The sequence below is a fragment of the Mesorhizobium sp. genome, from assembly GCF_965229135.1.
Lineage (GTDB): Bacteria > Pseudomonadota > Alphaproteobacteria > Rhizobiales > Rhizobiaceae > Mesorhizobium.
Window position 1 is genome coordinate 1,441,133 of the sequence record NZ_OZ245860.1, and the last position, 17,763, is coordinate 1,458,895.

The 17,763-nt window shown below is 61.4% G+C and carries 18 protein-coding genes; 11 read left to right on the top strand and 7 right to left on the bottom strand.

Going from position 1 to position 17,763, the window contains the following annotated elements; all coding sequences use genetic code 11:
* Window positions 1–79 precede the first annotated feature (79 nt).
* Both hemB and ACO07C_RS07170 read left to right on the top strand, forming a co-directional pair.
* Window positions 80–1,111 (top strand): porphobilinogen synthase, encoded by a 1,032-nt coding sequence (gene hemB / locus ACO07C_RS07165; RefSeq protein ID WP_421913491.1) that lies wholly within the window; start codon window positions 80–82, stop codon window positions 1,109–1,111.
* 236 nt (window positions 1,112–1,347) lie between these two features.
* Entirely contained in the window at window positions 1,348–1,890 is a 543-nt protein-coding gene (locus ACO07C_RS07170; protein ID WP_421913492.1) for a glyoxalase superfamily protein, read from the top strand.
* 61 nt (window positions 1,891–1,951) lie between these two features.
* Here the strand turns inward: ACO07C_RS07170 and ppk2 are convergent, their stop codons facing one another.
* A complete protein-coding gene (ppk2, locus tag ACO07C_RS07175) occupies window positions 1,952–2,872 on the bottom strand; it encodes a polyphosphate kinase 2 (protein WP_421913493.1) in 921 nt (306 codons plus the stop codon).
* 252 nt (window positions 2,873–3,124) lie between these two features.
* Here ppk2 and ACO07C_RS07180 point away from each other — a divergent pair, with 252 nt between their 5' ends.
* Window positions 3,125–4,168 (top strand): aldo/keto reductase, encoded by a 1,044-nt coding sequence (locus tag ACO07C_RS07180; RefSeq protein ID WP_421913494.1) that lies wholly within the window; start codon window positions 3,125–3,127, stop codon window positions 4,166–4,168.
* Between the two features lie 28 nt (window positions 4,169–4,196).
* Here the strand turns inward: ACO07C_RS07180 and ACO07C_RS07185 are convergent, their stop codons facing one another.
* Window positions 4,197–5,168, bottom strand: a complete 972-nt coding sequence (locus ACO07C_RS07185) for a glycosyl transferase family 90 (RefSeq protein ID WP_421913495.1) — start codon at window positions 5,166–5,168, stop codon at window positions 4,197–4,199.
* Window positions 5,169–5,366: 198 nt separating this feature from the next.
* Here ACO07C_RS07185 and ACO07C_RS07190 point away from each other — a divergent pair, with 198 nt between their 5' ends.
* A complete protein-coding gene (locus ACO07C_RS07190) occupies window positions 5,367–5,519 on the top strand; it encodes a hypothetical protein (protein ID WP_421913496.1) in 153 nt (50 codons plus the stop codon).
* 46 nt (window positions 5,520–5,565) lie between these two features.
* Here the strand turns inward: ACO07C_RS07190 and ACO07C_RS07195 are convergent, their stop codons facing one another.
* Window positions 5,566–5,826, bottom strand: a complete 261-nt coding sequence (locus ACO07C_RS07195) for a DUF982 domain-containing protein (protein WP_227348026.1) — start codon at window positions 5,824–5,826, stop codon at window positions 5,566–5,568.
* A 104-nt stretch (window positions 5,827–5,930) separates the two neighbouring features.
* A complete protein-coding gene (locus ACO07C_RS07200) occupies window positions 5,931–6,596 on the bottom strand; it encodes a GntR family transcriptional regulator (RefSeq protein WP_421913497.1) in 666 nt (221 codons plus the stop codon).
* Between the two features lie 163 nt (window positions 6,597–6,759).
* Between ACO07C_RS07200 and ACO07C_RS07205 the strand changes: the two genes are divergently transcribed.
* The 3 genes from ACO07C_RS07205 (at window position 6,760) to ACO07C_RS07215 (ending at window position 9,890) form a co-directional block, all read left to right on the top strand.
* Window positions 6,760–8,016 carry a multidrug efflux MFS transporter gene (locus ACO07C_RS07205; protein ID WP_421913498.1) on the top strand — a complete coding sequence of 419 codons (1,257 nt, stop codon included), beginning with the start codon at window positions 6,760–6,762 and terminating at the stop codon, window positions 8,014–8,016.
* A 36-nt stretch (window positions 8,017–8,052) separates the two neighbouring features.
* The gene (locus tag ACO07C_RS07210) at window positions 8,053–8,427 is read left to right on the top strand and encodes a DUF423 domain-containing protein (RefSeq protein ID WP_421913499.1); all 375 of its coding nucleotides are present in this window, start codon (window positions 8,053–8,055) and stop codon (window positions 8,425–8,427) included.
* A gap of 386 nt (window positions 8,428–8,813) precedes the next feature.
* Window positions 8,814–9,890, top strand: coding sequence for a LacI family DNA-binding transcriptional regulator (locus ACO07C_RS07215; protein ID WP_421913500.1), 1,077 nt, complete (start codon window positions 8,814–8,816; stop codon window positions 9,888–9,890).
* A gap of 15 nt (window positions 9,891–9,905) precedes the next feature.
* On the opposite strand, the gene ACO07C_RS07220 is transcribed toward ACO07C_RS07215, so the two are convergent.
* Window positions 9,906–11,078: an OpgC family protein gene (locus ACO07C_RS07220; protein ID WP_421913501.1), complete on the bottom strand. Its 1,173-nt coding sequence runs from the start codon at window positions 11,076–11,078 to the stop codon at window positions 9,906–9,908.
* Window positions 11,079–11,283: 205 nt separating this feature from the next.
* On the opposite strand from ACO07C_RS07220, the gene ACO07C_RS07225 reads away from it, so the two are divergent.
* Window positions 11,284–11,949: an alpha/beta hydrolase gene (locus ACO07C_RS07225; RefSeq protein WP_421913502.1), complete on the top strand. Its 666-nt coding sequence runs from the start codon at window positions 11,284–11,286 to the stop codon at window positions 11,947–11,949.
* Window positions 11,950–12,222: 273 nt separating this feature from the next.
* Here the strand turns inward: ACO07C_RS07225 and sthA are convergent, their stop codons facing one another.
* Entirely contained in the window at window positions 12,223–13,611 is a 1,389-nt protein-coding gene (gene sthA / locus ACO07C_RS07230) for a Si-specific NAD(P)(+) transhydrogenase (protein ID WP_421913503.1), read from the bottom strand.
* 210 nt (window positions 13,612–13,821) lie between these two features.
* Here sthA and ACO07C_RS07235 point away from each other — a divergent pair, with 210 nt between their 5' ends.
* The 3 genes from ACO07C_RS07235 (at window position 13,822) to ACO07C_RS07245 (ending at window position 16,224) form a co-directional block, all read left to right on the top strand.
* On the top strand, window positions 13,822–14,292 hold the full coding sequence (locus tag ACO07C_RS07235; RefSeq protein ID WP_421913504.1) for an RDD family protein: 471 nt from the start codon (window positions 13,822–13,824) through the stop codon (window positions 14,290–14,292).
* A gap of 140 nt (window positions 14,293–14,432) precedes the next feature.
* Window positions 14,433–15,197: an arginyltransferase gene (locus tag ACO07C_RS07240; protein ID WP_421913505.1), complete on the top strand. Its 765-nt coding sequence runs from the start codon at window positions 14,433–14,435 to the stop codon at window positions 15,195–15,197.
* A gap of 130 nt (window positions 15,198–15,327) precedes the next feature.
* Window positions 15,328–16,224, top strand: a complete 897-nt coding sequence (locus ACO07C_RS07245; protein WP_421913506.1) for a DMT family transporter — start codon at window positions 15,328–15,330, stop codon at window positions 16,222–16,224.
* A gap of 84 nt (window positions 16,225–16,308) precedes the next feature.
* On the opposite strand, the gene ACO07C_RS07250 is transcribed toward ACO07C_RS07245, so the two are convergent.
* A complete protein-coding gene (locus ACO07C_RS07250; RefSeq protein ID WP_421913507.1) occupies window positions 16,309–17,514 on the bottom strand; it encodes an AI-2E family transporter in 1,206 nt (401 codons plus the stop codon).
* Between the last annotated feature and the right edge of the window lie 249 nt (window positions 17,515–17,763).

Genomic DNA, 17,763 nt, shown 5'->3' on the forward strand with positions numbered 1-17,763 from the left:
ACCCAGGCCTGGCACAACTGTGTCGCATTGGTCAGCGCCAAGGTCGCGTGGTAAAAACCACCGATCTGGAGTTATGGCGATGAACAAATTCACCCCCGCAAAGCCTGCCGGCGCCCGCAGCGTCGACGAAATTACCGGCAGCCGCCGTCTGCGCCGCATGCGCAAGGCCGACTGGTCGCGCCGCCTCGTCCAGGAAAACAGGCTGAGCGTCGATGACCTGATCTGGCCGATCTTCGTTGTCGATGGCAAGAATGTTCGCGAGCCGATCGCCGCAATGCCGGGCGTGTTTCGGCTGTCGCTCGATCTCGCCGTGAAGGAAGCCGAGCGCGCCGCAAAGCTCGGCATTCCGGCGATCGCGACCTTCCCCAATGTGGAACTTGGCCTGCGTGACCAGACCGGCTCGCATATCCTCGATCCCGAGAACATCATCAACCGCGCCACGCGCGCCATCAAGCATGCGGTGCCTGATATCGGCATCATCACCGATGCCGCGCTCGACCCTTTCACCAGCCACGGCCACGACGGCATCCTGCGCGATGGCATCATCGTCAACGATGAAACGGTTGAACAGGTGACGGCCGCCGCCGTCATCCAGGCCGCGGCCGGCGCCGACATCATCGCTCCTTCCGACATGATGGACGGGCGCATCGGCGCCATTCGCGACGCGCTGGACGCCAACGGCTTTTCCGACGTGGCGATCATGTCCTACGCGACCAAGTTTGCTTCAGCCTTCTACGGTCCCTACCGCGAAGCCGTCGGAACGGCCGGCCTGCTCAAGGGCGACAAGAAAACCTACTACATCGATCACGCCAATTCCGACGAGGCGGTTCGCGAGGCCGAGCAGGATATCGCCGAGGGCGCCGACATGCTGATGGTCAAGCCTGGCCTGCCCTATCTCGACATCATCCGCCGGCTGAAGGACGAATTCCAGATGCCGACATTCGCCTACCAGGTGTCGGGCGAATATTCGATGATCAAGGCCGCGGCCGCCAATGGCTGGATCAACGGTGAGAAGGCAATGCTGGAATCGCTTCTCTCCTTCAAGCGCGCCGGCTGCGACGGTATCCTCACATACTTCGCGCCTGAGGTAGCAGAGATGCTGAAGGGCTGAGGGCACGCCGTTTCAGGACGCCGAAGGGTGATCCTGGACCCGCAATTTTTCCACTGACAACACCTGTCTTTCCCGGCTATTGTGTCGGCACGGTCGGAGGCGGCCGGCAGCCCGCGCCCTGCCAAGGGCATGGCGAACGCCTCCAGAGGATGGCTTCCTGACCCGTTTCACCGTCGGGCGAAGGCGTCGGCAATGCGGGCACTGACCAAGTCTTCGCCGTGACCAAAGGAACGGACATGCTTGCCTATCGAGATGCCAAGACCATGGCGAAAGCCGTGCGGGAGGCGCTTGCCTCCCGCGACATGACGATCAGCCACAGCGAAGCCCTGGAGATCGTCGCACGCCAGTTCGGACTGTCGAGCTGCAATATCCTCTCAGCCAAGATCGAAACAACGGCGGAGCGGACGGAGACGATCATCTTCGAACGGACGGCGCCGATCGTGCGTATCTTCGACGTGGCCAAGGCTCACGAATTCTACCTCGGCTTCCTTGGTTTCGACGTGGACTGGGAACATCGCTATGGCGACCACTTTCCGCTCTACACGCAGGTCTCGCGTGGCAGCCTTGTGCTGCACCTTTCGGAACATGCCGGTGACGCGACGCCTGGCGGCAACATGGTCGTGTACATGAAGGGCATTCGCGCGTTTCACGCGGAATTGTCGGGCAAGAACTACCGCTACATGAAGCCCGGCGTGGAGAACGAAGACGGGCGGCTCACTGTCGAGGTCATCGACCCGTTCAACAACCACATCCGTTTCATGGAACTCACCGGCGAATGAGGGCGATGGCGGCTGTCTCGACGGCCGCCATCCTTTGCTGCCGCATCGATCGATGGGTGCGTCAGTACTTCTCCGGCACATAAAGCTCGCGTGGCAGCACCTGGCGCTCATATTCGGGATTGAACACACGCTCCGGCAGCGTGATCTCCTCGTGCGGTACCTCTTCATACGGCATTTGCTTCAGAAGGTGGTCGATGCAGTTCAGCCTGGCGCGCTTCTTGTCATTGCCTTCGACGATGAACCAGGGCGCTTCGGGAATGTTGGTGCGGGCGAAGGTTTCTTCCTTGGCCTTGGTGTACTGTTCCCAGCGCACGCGCGACTGCAGGTCCATGGGAGAGAGCTTCCATTGCTTCATCGGATCGTGGATGCGCATCAGGAAGCGCATCTGCTGTTCCTCGTCGGTGATCGAGAACCAGTATTTGACGAGCGTGATGCCGGAGCGGACGAGCATGCGCTCGAAGTCCGGCACGTCGTGGAAAAATTCCTCGACCTGGTCAGGTCCGGCAAAGCCCATCACCCGCTCCACGCCCGAACGATTGTACCAGGAGCGATCGAACAGCACGATCTCGCCGCCCGCCGGCAGATGCGGCACATAACGCTGGAAATACCATTGCGACTTCTCGCGCTCGCTCGGTGCCGGCAGTGCGACGACACGGCAGATGCGTGGATTGAGGCGCTGGGTGATGCGCTTGATGACCCCGCCCTTGCCGGCGGAATCACGGCCCTCGAAGATCACCACCAACTTCTTTTTGTGGTAGGCGACCCAGGACTGCAGCTTGATCAGTTCCGACTGCAGCGAGATCAGGTCACGGAAATACTGCAGGCGATCGATCGATGGCGGATGGGCATTCTTGTAGATCTTGGCGATCTCGAGGGATAAGGCCGGCTCCGACATTTCGAGCTCGTAATCTTCGTCAAGCGTGTCGGCGAGTTCCGCCTCAAGCCAATCCCTTGCGCCGGACTTTGGTTGGGAATCGTTCATCTGCGCTGCTCCGCGTAAACTTCCGTCCTAGGCAAGCTCGGCCTGCCGGCCACTGATGCTACGCCCTCGGCCGACTTGAATATATGCAGGCGGTGACGGTTTTATTTCATCCGCGATTTTGCGGGCCATGGCCCATATCGGCGCCATGCCACGCTGATTTTACCTGCGCAAGGCGACAAACGGGAGGAATTGTCCTACAAATCGGCCAAGCCCGTTCGGGCTCTTGTCTCAACGCAATCGCGAGGATCTGCAATGGAATACCGCACACTCGGCCGTTCCGGGCTGAAGGTTTCGACATTGACCATGGGCACGATGACATTCGGCGGCGCCGGCGCGTTCGCCGCGGTCGGCAAGACCGATCTCGACGAGGCACGGCGTATGATCGATCTCTGCATCGATTCCGGCATCAACCTCATCGATACCGCCAATGTCTATTCGAACGGACTGTCGGAGGAGATCATCGGCGAAGCTCTCGGCGGCAACCGCAAGGGCGACGTGCTGATCGCCTCCAAGGCGCGGATGCGGGTCGGCAAAGGCCCGAATGACGAAGGCCTGTCGCGCTACCATCTGGTCCGCGAGTGCGAGCGCAGCCTTAAGCGTCTCAAGACTGACGTCATAGACATCTATTTCCTGCACGAATGGGATGGCACGACACCGGTCGAGGAAACGATGGCCGCGCTCGACACGTTGGTCGCCCAGGGCAAGATCCGCTACATCGGCTGCTCCAACTATTCCGGCTGGCAGGTGATGAAGGCGCTGGGCATCAGCGACCACAACAACCAGCCGCGCTTCGTCACGCAGCAGATCCACTACACGCTGGAAGCGCGCGAAGCCGAATATGAGCTTTTGCCGATCTCCGTCGACCAAGGGCTTGGCGTATTGGTGTGGAGCCCGTTGGCCGGCGGATTGCTGTCAGGCAAATACAATCGCGACAGTCCCACCGCACGCCAGCTCAGCGGCTGGTCGGAGCCACCGATCCGCGACGAGGACCGGCTGTGGCGGATCGTGGATGTCCTGATCGAGATCGGCAAGGCACGCGGCGTCTCCGGTGCCCAGGTGGCGCTTGCTTGGTTGCTGGGCCGGCCCGCTGTCAGTTCCCTGGTGATCGGTGGGAGAACCGAGGCGCAGTTCAAGGACAACATCGCCGCGGCAGGCCTGGTGCTTTCCGACGAAGAACGCAGCCGACTCGACGCGGTCAGCAGACCGCCGGTTCTCTATCCGTATTGGCACCAGCAATTGACCGCCAAGGACAGGTTCGGCCCGGCCGATCTCGTCCTTGACCGCAGCGATGTCTGACAATGATTCTTTGCGAGGCGACCGGACGTCAGCCTGAAATATAGCGCCAGACGTTGGGGTCAGGCTCGATCTGGCCGCTGAGCACGAAGTATTTGTACAGGACGAGCAGGGAAATCGCCTGCTCGGCCCGCTCGTTGGCGAATGTCCGGCAATAGGCGTTTGCCGCGGAAATGATGCGTTGCGCCTCCTCGGGATGCCGTTCGAAGTACTGCACCTTTTCGGGAAGGTCGGAGAAATCCCGTTCGAGCGACGCGTAGTGGACGTTCGCCTCGAGCCTGCTTTCGGCGAACCATGTTTCGTATGTCGGAGGCGGCATCAGGCAAAGCGAATTCGAGCTCATGATCCATTTCAGATTGGTCGCCACATCGTTGCCTTCGAGCGAAACGATGTAGCGGTACTGCTTTTGCTGCGCGATGCTCAGATAGGGCTTGCGGTATTTTTCCGCCGCTGTCCTCTTGGGCGAACCGGCATCGCAAAAAGGCAGATCACGAACAGCTTCCAGAAACCGGGTCCGTATGGGATTGTTTAGATCGCCGCGCCAGACCACCGCAGCGCGCTTGTCCACAAAAGGAAGGCGGTCCGCGGGCATATGGAAGTGACGAAATTTGTCGAGCTTCATGATCACGGCGTTGCCGTTGTCAGCTTTGATCGGCCGGTCCTTCACGACCGATGGCACCTTCGGCACATTTCTGACGTCACCAAACTCCAGGTCGATCAGCAATCCCGGATCAAAGTACCGGGCAAACTCCTTCAGATCGTAGTAGTACATGCTCGGCGAAAACGGCACCCGGCTGACTGGCACCGCGTCGGAACTCGGCACGAAGGCATTCTCCAGCTTGTTGTAGAGCCGCAAGCGGGAGCGGATCGCTTCGTCGGGGAGCATGGCTTGGGCAAGGCGCGCGCCCAACCTGTGGCGGAACATTGCCTGCGGCGCCACATCGCGCAAGGCGTTGCGCGCGTAGTAAAACACCTTGACGGAATTTCTTAGAATCGTTGCCATCGGTCAATTGATTCAAAACAATTCGGCTGGAAATACGAGCGCGCCCATTCCTACACCATTGTGCCGCGTATCTTGCAAGCCCGGAAACCGCGCAGGACCGCGCTGATCGTTGGCTTAAGGCTCGGCTCGGCCCTTCCGGTGTTGTGTTTGTGACCCAATCCTCCTAGGCAGGGCCAAGCACAATGAAAAGGAAGTAATATGGCGCGAGCACCAAACTACGATCAGGAGCGCAAGGAGCGCGACCGGCAGAAGGCAGCCAAGAAGGCGGAAAAGCTTGCGGCCAAGGTCTCGGCAAGGGAACGGTCGAAGCCCGAGGACGACGCAGGATCAGAGACCGAAGCGGCGAAATAACGCCGCTCCGCCCTTAATAGGCCGGTTTCCCGGCGATTGCGGTGGCTCAGACCGGCGCCTTGTCGCTGACGAACACATCCACCTCGCGCGCCGCCGCGATAAAGGCGCGCCTGGCGTTCATGGCCGGCTTGTCGCCGGCCAGCGCGTCGTGACATGCCTGAAGCGCGGCGCGGTGCTTGGGGCTGCGCTTGCCGGGCCAGCTGTTGAGGAGATAATCCGAAGCCTCACGCGCCGAACGCAGGAGCTGGGTGGTTCCCGCCGTCGCCGATTTGACGGTGATGGGTGTTTCAAACCGGTTGTTTTCCATCGCCGCTCTTACGCCATCGCCGTTCAGGAAGCGAGACCGAAAGTGCTCGTCGATCGGCACATCAGCCGTCGCGCCTTGAATCACCCGCCCTTACATCGGCAGCGTCAGGCCGCGACAACCGCAAAACCCCTGGCACGCAGGCCACGCCTGTCATTGTGCAGAGACGTCACCAGCCTCTCGCGGCTGCCGACGATGTGAGCGGAAAGCCTGTTTGCAGCGTCATCGGCATCGCCAGCCCGCACCGCCGTCAGAATGGCGCGATGTTCGGCCCAGGCGCGGCCAAGCGCAGCCTCATCGCGAACCTCCAGCCAACGGGCCCGCGACAGGCGCGTCATCGCATCGCGAACGGCGCGGAACAAAAATTCGTTGCCGGAGAGCCTGGCCAATTCAATGTGAAAATCCATGCCGACGCGATGCCATTCCTCGCGCGGTGTGTTGCCGTCGCAGGAATCGAGCATCGCCTCGATGACATCGACGACGCCCCGCTCCGCCAGCCCGCATGTCAGCCGCACCGCCGCGACCTCCACCGCCTCGCGGTAGACCGCGATCTGCTTGAGTTCACCAAGGTTGATGGGGGACACCGTCCAGCCGCGACCATCGCGACAGATCAGTCCTTCGGTTTCAAGCCGCAGCAGCGCCGCCCGCACTGGAGTTCGGGAGGCTCCAAACCGGCTTTCGATCCAGCGCTCCGTCAGGCGTTCGCCGGGCCCGATCTCTAGGGCAAGAATCATTTCGCGAAGTTGTCTTTCGACATTCTGCAACTGCGACATGGCGGTTCCGTTTTCCGGATCTGTTTCCAATGCTGCCTGCATCGACGGTTGGCCGCATTGACAAACAACCGGCTTGCCCTCCATGAAGCATACCAGTTTGGTATCCCAAAATGGTATCCGCGGCAACATGCGGATCGGGGCTGCCCGGACAGGACACATCTTGATGACGCAGAAACCCTCTCCGACCGCGGACGCCGTCTACAATATCCATTGGCGGCGAAACCTGTTTGTCTGCGTGGCCGGTTCGTTCAGCACGCTGGTCGCGATGACGCTGCTGCTGCCCTTTCTTCCGCTCTATGTCGAGCAACTGGGAGCCGAGGGGCACGCGGCGATCGTGCAATGGTCGGGCATTGCTTATGGCGCGACATTCTTCGCGGCGGCGCTGGTCGCACCCCTGTGGGGGCGGCTTGGCGACCGCTATGGGCGCAAGGTGATGCTGGTGCGCGCCAGCTTCGGCATGGCCATATGCATGTCGCTGACCGGAATGGTCGAAACTGTCTGGCAACTGGTGCTGCTGCGCCTGCTGATCGGCTTTGCCGGAGGCTATTCGTCGGGCTCGACCATTCTCGTAGCCATGCAAACGCCGAAGGATCGTTCCGGCTGGGCGCTTGGCGTGCTGTCGGCGGGCATCACCGCCGGCGCGCTGGTCGGCCCGTTGCTCGGCGGCGCCCTGCCGCCATTGATCGGCATGCGCACGACCTTCCTTCTTTCAGGCGGCGTCATCTTCCTGGCATTCCTGGCAACGACGTTTCTGATCAAGGAGAACGCCCGGCCGGCCGCGGGCACGACCTCAAAGGAGAAGCCGAAAGGCGGCTGGGCGCAGATTCCCGACAAGCGCCCGGTTGTCGCCATGCTGGCGACCGGCATGCTGCTGAGTTTCGCCACCATGTCGATCGAACCGATCATCACGGTCTATGTGCAGCAACTGATCGAAGACCAGAGCCGGGTCACGTTGATTTCCGGTGTCGTCATGTCGGCGGCGGCGCTCGGCGCCATCCTATCGGCCTCGCGTCTTGGCAAGCTCGCTGATCGTATCGGTCATTGGAACGTCATCATCGGCGCACTGACGGTCTCGGCGCTGCTGCTGATCCCGCAAGCCTTCGTCACCAATGGCTGGCAACTGGTTGGTCTGCGCTTCCTCATGGGGCTTGCACTTGGCGGTCTCTTGCCGTGCATCACCAGCGTGATCAGGCACAATGTCCCGGACGGTGTCGGTGGCAACGTGCTGGGCCTTTCCATATCTGCCCAATATGTCGGGCAGGTCGCAGGCCCGTTGCTCGGCGGTTTCGTCGGCGGCCATTTCGGCATGCGGGCGGTGTTTCTGGGAACGTCCATGCTTATGGCGGGCGGAGCGGTATATAACTGGTTTGTCCAATCGCGCCGCGAACGCGACATGCTATTGGACGCGGGCAAGTCCTGATACACGACAGGCTTGGCATTTGATCCTGGAAGTACAATGAGCGTATCCCATCACCCTGCTGGCGGCACCGACGGCATTCTTGTTTTCGCAGGCGGCCTTTGTGGCGCTGCCGGCGTGGCGCTGTCTGCCGCAGCGGCGCATTTGGGCGGTGCGTTTGTCGCGACAGCGGCATCGTTCCTGCTTATGCATGCGCCGGTCTTCCTCGCCGTCGGACTGCTTGGTGGAAACCGTATCCTGCGCATCGGAAGCTTCGTCCTGCTGGTCGGGCTTCTGCTGTTCTGCGGCGACCTGCTGGCCCGCGACTTTTTTGGCTCCAGGCTGTTCCCGATGTCCGCGCCAATAGGCGGCAGCCTGCTGATCGGCGGGTGGCTGGTGATTGCAGCCTCCGCGTTGGTGCGAGAACGTCTCTGACACGGCAACCAGCCTCGCCGGCTCACACGTCGGCTTGCGGTCTTGGCGCTGCCTGCGCGCTGCCTGCGTGCAACCGCGCTCAGTCTTGCCGATGGTCAGGCCGGAGCGGAAGTTCCCGAATGCTCAGGGCCGGCCTTGCCAGGCGCCTTGGCTTCGGTCGGTCGAATGCCGGGGTGATGCCCCAATAGTTGCGGTAGATATCCTCGAACAGATAGCTGACAGGATGCATGGGCTCGGTTCCTCTAAAAATATTGAATCGATCCAATCGCAATACGCAAGAAGCAATTGGATCGATTCAAAACCTATGCCTTCCTTAAATTGGCATCAAGCAAAATTTGAACCGATCCAACGAGAGTGCTAGATCAGGTCTGGTTCGGGAGAGAAAAATGGCGCCACAGACCGCGAGAAAGACGAGGCCGATCCGACTGGCGGACATCGCCAAGGCGGCCGGTGTGTCGCACGGCACCGCCTCCAACGTGTTCAGCCACCCCGAGATCGTCCGCGAGGAGGTTCGAGAGCGCGTCAAGGCCGCCGCCGAGGCCATGGGTTATGCCGGGCCCGACCCCAAGGGTCGGCTGCTGCGTGCAGGCAAGGTCAACGCGATCGGCGTGGCGACGGCGGAACCCCTGTCCTACTTCTTCGACGACCCGTTTGCCCGCACCATGATGGCCGGCATTTCAGAAGGGTGTGATGCCACCGGCGCCGGCATAGCGCTGGTATCGGCCGTCAATGAAGAAAAGCTCGCCTGGAATATCCAGAGCGCGCTGGTCGATGGTTTCATCCTGTTTTGCATCGAGGGCGGCTCGCGTCTCGTCGGCCTGACACGAGAACGCAAACTGCCTTTCGTGGCGCTCGAACTCGGCTTCGAGGATGAAGACATTTCCGCGATTGGCGTCGATAATGTGGCGGGCGCGCGCCTCGCCGCGCGCCATTTGGCCGAGCTCGGGCATCGCCGCTTCGCGATACTGGCCCTGCCCTTCGTCGACAACAGCACCGGTCCAGTCTCTCCGGCGCAGATACAGGCTGCCCGCTACACGGCGACACGTGACCGCCTGATCGGTTATTTCGACGCGCTTTCACCATTCGGCATCGATACATCCAGGGTGCCCATCTACGAAACCGGCAACGACAGGCTGACGACGCGGGCCGGCCTCGAACGTGTTTTCGCCGGTGACGAACCACCCACCGCCATCCTCGCCATGTCGGACAGGGTTGCCATGTTCGCGATCGACTGGCTGAAAGAGCGAGGCCTCGCCGTTCCCGGCGACGTCTCCATCGTCGGCTTCGATGGCGTGCCGGACGCGGCATTCTGCACCCCGCCGCTGACCACAATCGCTCAGCCGATTGCCGAGATCGGCCGCAGGGCCGCAAGGGCGATCCTCGACTTCAACGGGACCGTGCGGCGCGAAACACTAGGCGTGGAGCTTGTCATCAGGGCCTCCGCCGGTCCGGCGAAGGCCTGACCTCCCACCTCGGGTCTAGCGGCTTCTTGCCATGGCTTGCAGGCCAAAGGCTGGGCCAGGCGTCGCCTCCCTGGCTGGCCGGGGTGCCCTGCCGGACCAACCGATGCCGGATAGCCATTCGAGATAGAAGGCAAGCGCGAATTGCATCCCAATGCCGCTGGTAAGCAGCAGGCTGTCATAGGCAAACCCGCCGGCACTGATCTGTTTCATCACCTGTGCCACCATGGCGATCAGCGTGCCGGCGATGAAGACCGGCAGTGAGTGCTTGCCAAGGATGGCGAGTGGATGATCAGGCGCGGTGCGGAACAGGTTCGAGAACGCCGGAAGGGCCACGACCAGATAGCTGATCGCCAGGATATGGAGCAACCTGGGCAGAGAGAGAAACGTCTTGTCGAAGCCGGTCAGCACGGGTGGCAGGCCGAACCAGGAGATCTGACCCCAAAGAGGGCTATGCACCCACACCAGTGCGGTGACGGTGTAAGCCAAGGCCGCGCCGACCAACCACCGGTTGACGGGAATGGCGCCGCCGCGCCGCACATGCAGCATACCGGCAACGCCAATATTGAACAGGAACTGCCAAGACAGCGGATTGAGGAACCAGAAACCGGGCTCCGGATAATTTGGTGGAGCAATCTGGCATATGCCCGCGACCAACCACAGGGCACCGGACGCGGTGAGCGCCAGCCAGGGCCGATGGCTGATGAACAAGAGCCATACCGGCGCCATCAGCAACAGCGCCGAGTAAACGGGCAATATATTGTTATAGCCGAGTTGGTGGCCGAGCGTCACGATGCCGATCAGGACCTCCGGCGTATTCTTGATCAACGGCTCGATGTTGATGAATGTCAGCAGTTCCGGCCGACTGGCCAACACTGACGCCATGCAGAATATGGCGATCACCATCATCGTCGCGACGATATGGGCGACATAGAGGACGCCCGCGCGCCGCCATAGCTTCAGTGTCGCAAGCAGCCGGTTGCCCGGCTGGAACTTCGCGCCATAGGCCAGCGCGACGGATACGCCAGAAATCAGCACGAAGGCTTCCGCCGCGTCCGAAAAGCCGAAATTCTTGTAGGTCACGTGTTCATAGGCTGTGCCTGGAACATGATCGACATATATCGTGAGAAGAGCGAGAGCGCGGAACACGTCGATGCGTGTGTCGCGTTCCGGCGAAACAGGGGTTGTCATCGATAGGGCCCTCAAAGCTGGTTGTCATGCCGGGCAATGCGACCCCCGGCGCACCGCTTCGATTCCTCCCGCAGGAACGATATCGGCAGACAAAACGGAATGAAATGCGCCTGGTTCAATCAACTTTCGCGGAGCGGGGAAATATGACGTTCGCAAGCCGGCGAAACAGCCGGAAACGCCGCGCAATCAAAAGGATGTGACCGCCATGGACGAACTGCGGGAAGACGGTGAACTGAGGTCTGAATTGGACTTTTCCTACCGCCTTTTCCTTCCGGACGGCCTCAGCGAGGAAACCCTGTTCCTGCTGCATGGATCCGGTGTCGACGAGACCACGCTGGTGCCGCTGGGCAGGCAGATCGCCCCACGCGCCAGGCTGGTTGCGGTTCGCGGCCGCATCGCGCAGGACGATGGTTTCCGCTGGTTCACCCGGATCACGCCGACGCGTTTCGAGCAGGAGAGCATCCGGACCGAAGCGCGCGCGTTCGCGGGTTTCGCCGCCGAGGTGGCGGCACGTCACAAGCTCGATCGCACGCATACGACATTTCTCGGCTATTCCAACGGCGCCAACCTAATTTCCAGCCTGATGCTGCTGCATCCGGGCCTCGTCGAACGGGCAGCACTTTTGCGCGCGATGCCGGTGCTGGATGTCGTTCCGCCAACTGATTTGTCGACCACTCGCGTGCTGATCATAACCGGAAGAGCCGACCTGACTTACGCCCCTTTCGCGCCGGCGCTCGAGGCACTGCTTGGCCGGCACGGCGCCAAGGTCGAGGCCCGGACCGTTCCTTCAGGTCATGAATTCGGGGCTCCAGACTCGGCGATCGTCAAGCAGTGGCTCGCAGAGCGAACGTCCGCGCCGGGAATCGGCTAAGCTGTCCGCCGGTCACTGGGGTCCGGTCATCCTGGCTCGGTTCCGGCGATCAGCGGAGCAAGACCGCTTTGGAACTGTGCCTCGTGACCGCCGATCCGGTCATGGGCCAGCGCCAATCGCGGCACCGGAAAAGGTTCGGCGCCCGCGTCCAGGGCAGTTCCCTGCCCGACCCTTCGGGCACACCGGTTAGGGCGCCGCACCCTATCTGCTTTTGCTGCCCCTGATCGTCACCATCAGACAGCACAGCAACACGGCAAACGCGGCTGCTTAAACCTACCCTCGCCCCATGCGGTTCCAAGCGTCCAGCCCGGCGATCTTGTAGGCTTCGGCGAGTGTTGGATAGTTGAATGTGTTGTTGACGAAGAAATCGACCGTGCCGCCGAGATTGATCACCGCCTGACCTATGTGGATCAGCTCGGTGGCGCCCTCGCCGACAATGTGGGCTCCGAGCAGCCGGCGCGTTTCGATCGAGAACAGCAGCTTCAGGAAGCCGCTGTCGACTCCCATGATGTGACCGCGCGAGGTTTCGCGGAAACGCGCGACGCCAACCTCATAGGCGGCTCCGCTCTCGCGGACCTGTTCCTCCGACTGGCCCACGGTCGAAATCTCTGGCACGGCATAGATGCCGTAGGGAAAGGTTTCCGGCGGTGGCGGCAATGGCACGCCAAAGGCGTGGCAAGCCGCGACCCTGCCCTGTTCCATCGAGGTTGAGGCGAGGCTCGGAAAACCGATGACATCGCCGGCGGCATAGATGTTGGGCGCGGTTGTCTGGAAGGTTTGCGGATCGACCTTGATGCGGCCCCTGGAGTCGGCCTCGATGCCCACCACGTCGAGGCCAAGACTGCCGACATTGCCGGTGCGGCCGGCGGCATAGAGCACGACCTCCGAACGAATGGTGCGCCCGTCCGCCAGTTCCACCTCGGCGGTTTCGGGCTTGGACCGGATTTCCTTCACGGCGCTGCCAAGCCGGATGGTCATGCCGCGATCTCGCATCTGGTGGATGAAATCGTCGACGATCTCGCGATCGACGAAATCAAGGATGGAGTTGCGCGGTTCGACCAGCGTCACCGGTACGTCGAGCGCCGAAAAGATCGTGGCGTATTCGACACCAATGACGCCACCGCCGATGACGGTCAGCGTGCGCGGCAGACGGGCGAGTTCCAGCATCTCATCGCTGTCGAAGACACGGGTCTTGTCAAAAGGTACATCGTGCGGTCGATGCGGCCTTGTGCCCACCGCGATCAGAGCGTGCGCAAAGCCGACCTCGCTGTAGTCGCCAGTGTCCGTGGTCAGGCTGACCTTGTTGGAGCCGAGGAATTTGACCGCGGCGCGCGCGCTCTTCACCGTGTTGCGCATGAACTGGTGCTGCAGCACCTCGACCTCATGGTCGAGGGTCTTGTGCAGGCGCTCGACCAAGTCGCCGACCGAAATGTCCTGCTTGACCCGATACCCCCGGCCATAGAAGCCGCGCTCGCGCCAGCCCGAGAGGTTCAGCACCGTCTCGCGCAGCGTCTTTGACGGAATGGTGCCGGTATGCACGGAGACGCCGCCCAGGCGCCGGCCCCGGTCCACAACCAGCACGGATTTCCCCAGCTTGGCCGACTGTACCGCGGCGCGGCGCCCTGAAGGCCCACTGCCTATGACCAGCATGTCGTAATCCATATTGCCCCGTCCCCTCGCCTCTGCCGCAAATGCTTTGTTGCGCCGCAGCAAGCTAATGCTATCCGCCGCGCGAATTCAACCGGCCTGCGCTTCGTGCTCTTCGGTCTTTTGGTGCGGCGAGAGGATCGATCTTGATTCCGCCGCAACCGTTCACCATTTCTCTCCACAGCGGCCCGCACCCTATGCCGGGCCTGATAACGAGGAAATGACATGAACGCGCGCGTTCTCGACGGCGAAATCATCACCGGCAGGCTCGACGACACCAGGGCCTATGAAGGCGTGCGCACACGGCGCATCCTAGCCTTCTTGATCGACTATATTGTCATCGCGCTGCTTACCATTGCGTTCGCAATAGTGGTCTTCTTCCTCGGGTTCTTAACTCTCGGCCTGGGCTGGATGCTGTATGGCGTTCTCGTGCCAGCTGTCGCCCTTCTCTACATCTGGAACACGCTGGGCAGCGCCGATCAGGCCACCACCGGCATGAAGATGATGGGAATCCGCCTCGACCGCCTGGACGGCAGGCCGATCGACGGAATGACCGCTGTCGTGCATTCGGTACTGTTCTGGGCAGGTAACGTCATCCTGTCGCCGTTCGTCCTTCTGGTGACGCTGTTTTCGGATCGCAAGCGCGCGCTGCACGACCTGCTGCTCGGCACGGTCGTCAGCCGCACAGATCGCTGAAACAGCCCTTTCAGGAGTCACCACAGCCAGTTATCAGGAAATGTGAAGGCGGAGAGTCAACCACGCCTTCACAATCCTGTTGAATTTTTCGCCGTCCGCGCCAAAGGTAGAGCGATTCGAAGGAGTGTTTCCAAGACTCGATGACGCAGCATCCGACCCAGTCGCCGCAGTTCTTCCTGACCGCGCCGTCACCGTGCCCGTATCTCGAAGGCCAGTTCGAGCGCAAGGTGTTCACGCACTTGGTCGGCGACAAGGCGTCGGAGATGAACGACCTCTTGACGCAAGGCGGTTTTCGGCGCTCGCAGAACATCGCCTACAGGCCGGCCTGCGAAACCTGCCGTGCGTGTGTATCCGTCCGAATTCTAGCGCAGGAATTCTCCGCCAGCCGCAATATGAAACGCGTGCTCCAGCACAATTCGGACCTTATCGGCGCCATGCACGACGCCCAGCCATCCACCGAGCAGTATTCGCTGTTCCGCAGCTATCTCGACGCGCGCCATCGCCGCGGCGGCATGTCCGACATGACCGTGCTCGACTACGCGATGATGGTCGAGGATACCCATGTCGACACCAAGGTCATCGAATACAGGCGGCGGGGCCCCGACACTTTCATCACCGGCAAGGGCCAGGGCGAACTGATCGCGGTCGCCCTCACCGACAAGATGGCCGACGGCCTGTCGATGGTCTATTCCTACTTCAATCCCGAGTTCGAAGACCGTTCGCTCGGCACTTTCATGATCCTCGACCATATCGCCAGAGCCAGGGCGATGGGATTGCCCCATGTCTATCTCGGCTACTGGGTCAACGGCTCGCGCAAGATGAACTATAAGATGCGTTTCATGCCGCAGGAGCATCTCGGCCCCAAAGGTTGGGAACGCTACCACAGTGAAGCGGTTACGCGCTGACCGGGTTTTTCCAAGCCCAAACTTAAACAGTTTCAATGGATAGGATGCTGGTCTTTCCGCCGATTGACCGGAGAGTGTGCTATCGCGTCGACCGCCCCCCCTGCCCGCAAAATCACTGCGAAAGTTGAGCATGCCTTCCCACAATGCACACACCAAAGGGCTTTTGCTGACCGCCATCGGCGGGTTGACGCTAACCGTCGACATTCCGCTGATCCGGCTTGCCCAGGGCGAGGCATGGACGATCCTGCTGTTGCGCACCGGCACCACCTTCGTCGCGGGGCTGATCATGTGGGCCGTCTGGCGTTCGCTTAGCAACAGGGCGCCGCAACTGATCCCCGGCAGGTCCGGGTTCGTCGTCGCCGTGCTCTACGGGCTTGGTTCGATTGCCTTCGTCACCGGCGTCTACAACACCTCGACCGCCAACCTTGTGTTCATCCTGGCCTTCACCACCATGTTTTCGGCCTTGCTGTCATGGCTCTTCCTCGACGAAAGGCCGAGACCGCTGACGCTGGGCGCAATGGCGCTCATGCTCGTCGGCATCGTCATCATAGTGGGTGGTTCCGTGGGTTCAGGGCATGTGTTCGGCGACTTCATGGCGCTGTGCGCATCCTTGCTGATCGCTTCGGCCATCACCATCTCGCGCGCCAGCGGCAAGGACATGGGATTTACGGCTCTGATCGGCGTCATCCTGCCATTCGCCCTGGCTGTTTTCATGGTCTCCAAGGTCGGCTTTCAGGTGCACGCGCCGTGGTGGATCATCTTCAACGGCGCTGTCATCATGCCGATCTCGTTCTTCTGCCTCGCCAACGGCCCGAAGTATATATCCGGACCGGAGGTGGCGATGTTCTACCTGCTTGAAACGGTGCTGGCGCCGGTATGGGTGTGGCTGATCTTTTCGGAAACACCAACACGCAACAGCCTGATCGGCGGCTCGATCCTCATCGTCACGCTGGTGGCCCACTCGCTGTGGCAATTGCATGATGGACGCAAGCGCCGTGCAACGCTTGCCGTGAGCCATCCCGCTTAAACGCAAATCGTGCTTTGGGTCCCCAAACCCCGCACGCTTTTGGGCGACAAGCATCAGATATCACAGGTGGGCTTTGGCCTGCGATCAGGCGTGGGTCTTCTCCTCGGCGACGACTTCGATCCGAGGTGGAGCGCCGCCGAGCACGACTGTATCCGCCAGTTCAGGCTCATCGGCCATCTCGACCTCGCGCAGCCACTCGCGCCAGATCGCGACAAGCAGCGCCATCAGCACCGGCCCGATGAACAGGCCGAGAAAGCCCATGGTCTTGACGCCGCCGATCAGGCCGAAAAAGGTCGGCAGGAAGGGCAGCTTAATAGGCCCACCAACCAGCTTGGGGCGCAGCGTCTTGTCGACGATGAACAGTTCGACCGTTCCCCAGATGAACAGCGCCACGCCGGCCATCATCGAGCCGCTTGCGGCGAGGTAGATCGACACCAGCGTAAATGACAACGGCGCGCCACCAGGAATAAGCGCCATGACTCCGGTCAACGCGCCGAGCGTCACCGGCGAGGGCACGCCGGCCAGCCAATAGGCGATGCCGAGTACCAGGCCCTCGCCGATCGCGATCACGGTCATGCCTGTCACCGTCGAGGAGATCGTTGCCGGCACCACGCGCGAAATCCGTTCCCACCTCGTCGGCAGGATGCGTTCGCCAAGACGATCGATCTGGCCAGCGAAATGCTCGCCGTCGCGATAGGCGAAGAACAGCGCGATCATCATGAACAGCAGGGTCAGGATCAATCCGAAGGCGCTGCCGCCGGCGGCGAGAACGCCGCGATAGATACTGCCGATGTTGGCGCCGCTGGTCAGCTGGATCAGTTCGCCGATGCCGCCGGGATGGCCAAGGTTGGTCGTCCATTGGTCGTTCAGCCAATCGCCGATTGCCGGCATCGTGGCAATCCAGTGTGGCGTTGGCGCGCCATGCCGGTTGGTCTCGATGGCCCAGCCGACCCATTCGCGAACTTCATTGATGGCGTAGGTCCCGGCGAGCGCGATCGGCACCACGAGGAAAGTCAGGATGAAAACGATCGCCAGTGTCGCGCCAATCGTCCGGTTGCCGCCGACGGCCACGAGCAGCCGCCTGTAGAGCGGCCAACTGGCGAAGGCGATGACGAGGGCGGCCAGCACCGGAAAGAGGAAGCCGTGAAAGAAATAGACGCCCGCCGCGACGATCAGCACCAGCAGCCAGCGCGCCGCGGAGATCGGCGGGATGACCGCCGACCTGAGTGGCGTGGACAGGCCGAACAGGCGCTGGTGCCGCTCTGGCTTCTGGATCTCAGTTTCCTTCAAACACCACCACTCCCTGCCCGGATATCACGTGCACCGCTGATAGACGATCATAGTGCAGCAATCGTGACGACAATCCAAATGGCGACGAAAATGCGAAACAGCAATGAGACTAGAGCCCGTTCGATCCCAACATAATCGGGCTGGGGCTCGATCTGTTTGTTTTAGCATGATCTTTTCCGAAAGCCGGATTCCACCTTTCGGGATCATGCTCTAGCCGGGAACCTTGGCCCCGCCGGTTCCCTTCCTATC

What these genes read in the sequence shown, in the direction of transcription:
- hemB (WP_421913491.1), top strand. Translation starts at nt 80, where the DNA reads ATGAACAAATTCACCCCCGCAAAGCCTGCCGGCGCCCGCAGCGTCGAC.
- ACO07C_RS07170 (WP_421913492.1), top strand. Translation starts at nt 1,348, where the DNA reads ATGCTTGCCTATCGAGATGCCAAGACCATGGCGAAAGCCGTGCGGGAG.
- ppk2 (WP_421913493.1), bottom strand. Translation starts at nt 2,872, where the DNA reads ATGAACGATTCCCAACCAAAGTCCGGCGCAAGGGATTGGCTTGAGGCG.
- ACO07C_RS07180 (WP_421913494.1), top strand. Translation starts at nt 3,125, where the DNA reads ATGGAATACCGCACACTCGGCCGTTCCGGGCTGAAGGTTTCGACATTG.
- ACO07C_RS07185 (WP_421913495.1), bottom strand. Translation starts at nt 5,168, where the DNA reads ATGGCAACGATTCTAAGAAATTCCGTCAAGGTGTTTTACTACGCGCGC.
- ACO07C_RS07190 (WP_421913496.1), top strand. Translation starts at nt 5,367, where the DNA reads ATGGCGCGAGCACCAAACTACGATCAGGAGCGCAAGGAGCGCGACCGG.
- ACO07C_RS07195 (WP_227348026.1), bottom strand. Translation starts at nt 5,826, where the DNA reads ATGGAAAACAACCGGTTTGAAACACCCATCACCGTCAAATCGGCGACG.
- ACO07C_RS07200 (WP_421913497.1), bottom strand. Translation starts at nt 6,596, where the DNA reads ATGTCGCAGTTGCAGAATGTCGAAAGACAACTTCGCGAAATGATTCTT.
- ACO07C_RS07205 (WP_421913498.1), top strand. Translation starts at nt 6,760, where the DNA reads ATGACGCAGAAACCCTCTCCGACCGCGGACGCCGTCTACAATATCCAT.
- ACO07C_RS07210 (WP_421913499.1), top strand. Translation starts at nt 8,053, where the DNA reads ATGAGCGTATCCCATCACCCTGCTGGCGGCACCGACGGCATTCTTGTT.
- ACO07C_RS07215 (WP_421913500.1), top strand. Translation starts at nt 8,814, where the DNA reads ATGGCGCCACAGACCGCGAGAAAGACGAGGCCGATCCGACTGGCGGAC.
- ACO07C_RS07220 (WP_421913501.1), bottom strand. Translation starts at nt 11,078, where the DNA reads ATGACAACCCCTGTTTCGCCGGAACGCGACACACGCATCGACGTGTTC.
- ACO07C_RS07225 (WP_421913502.1), top strand. Translation starts at nt 11,284, where the DNA reads ATGGACGAACTGCGGGAAGACGGTGAACTGAGGTCTGAATTGGACTTT.
- sthA (WP_421913503.1), bottom strand. Translation starts at nt 13,611, where the DNA reads ATGGATTACGACATGCTGGTCATAGGCAGTGGGCCTTCAGGGCGCCGC.
- ACO07C_RS07235 (WP_421913504.1), top strand. Translation starts at nt 13,822, where the DNA reads ATGAACGCGCGCGTTCTCGACGGCGAAATCATCACCGGCAGGCTCGAC.
- ACO07C_RS07240 (WP_421913505.1), top strand. Translation starts at nt 14,433, where the DNA reads ATGACGCAGCATCCGACCCAGTCGCCGCAGTTCTTCCTGACCGCGCCG.
- ACO07C_RS07245 (WP_421913506.1), top strand. Translation starts at nt 15,328, where the DNA reads ATGCCTTCCCACAATGCACACACCAAAGGGCTTTTGCTGACCGCCATC.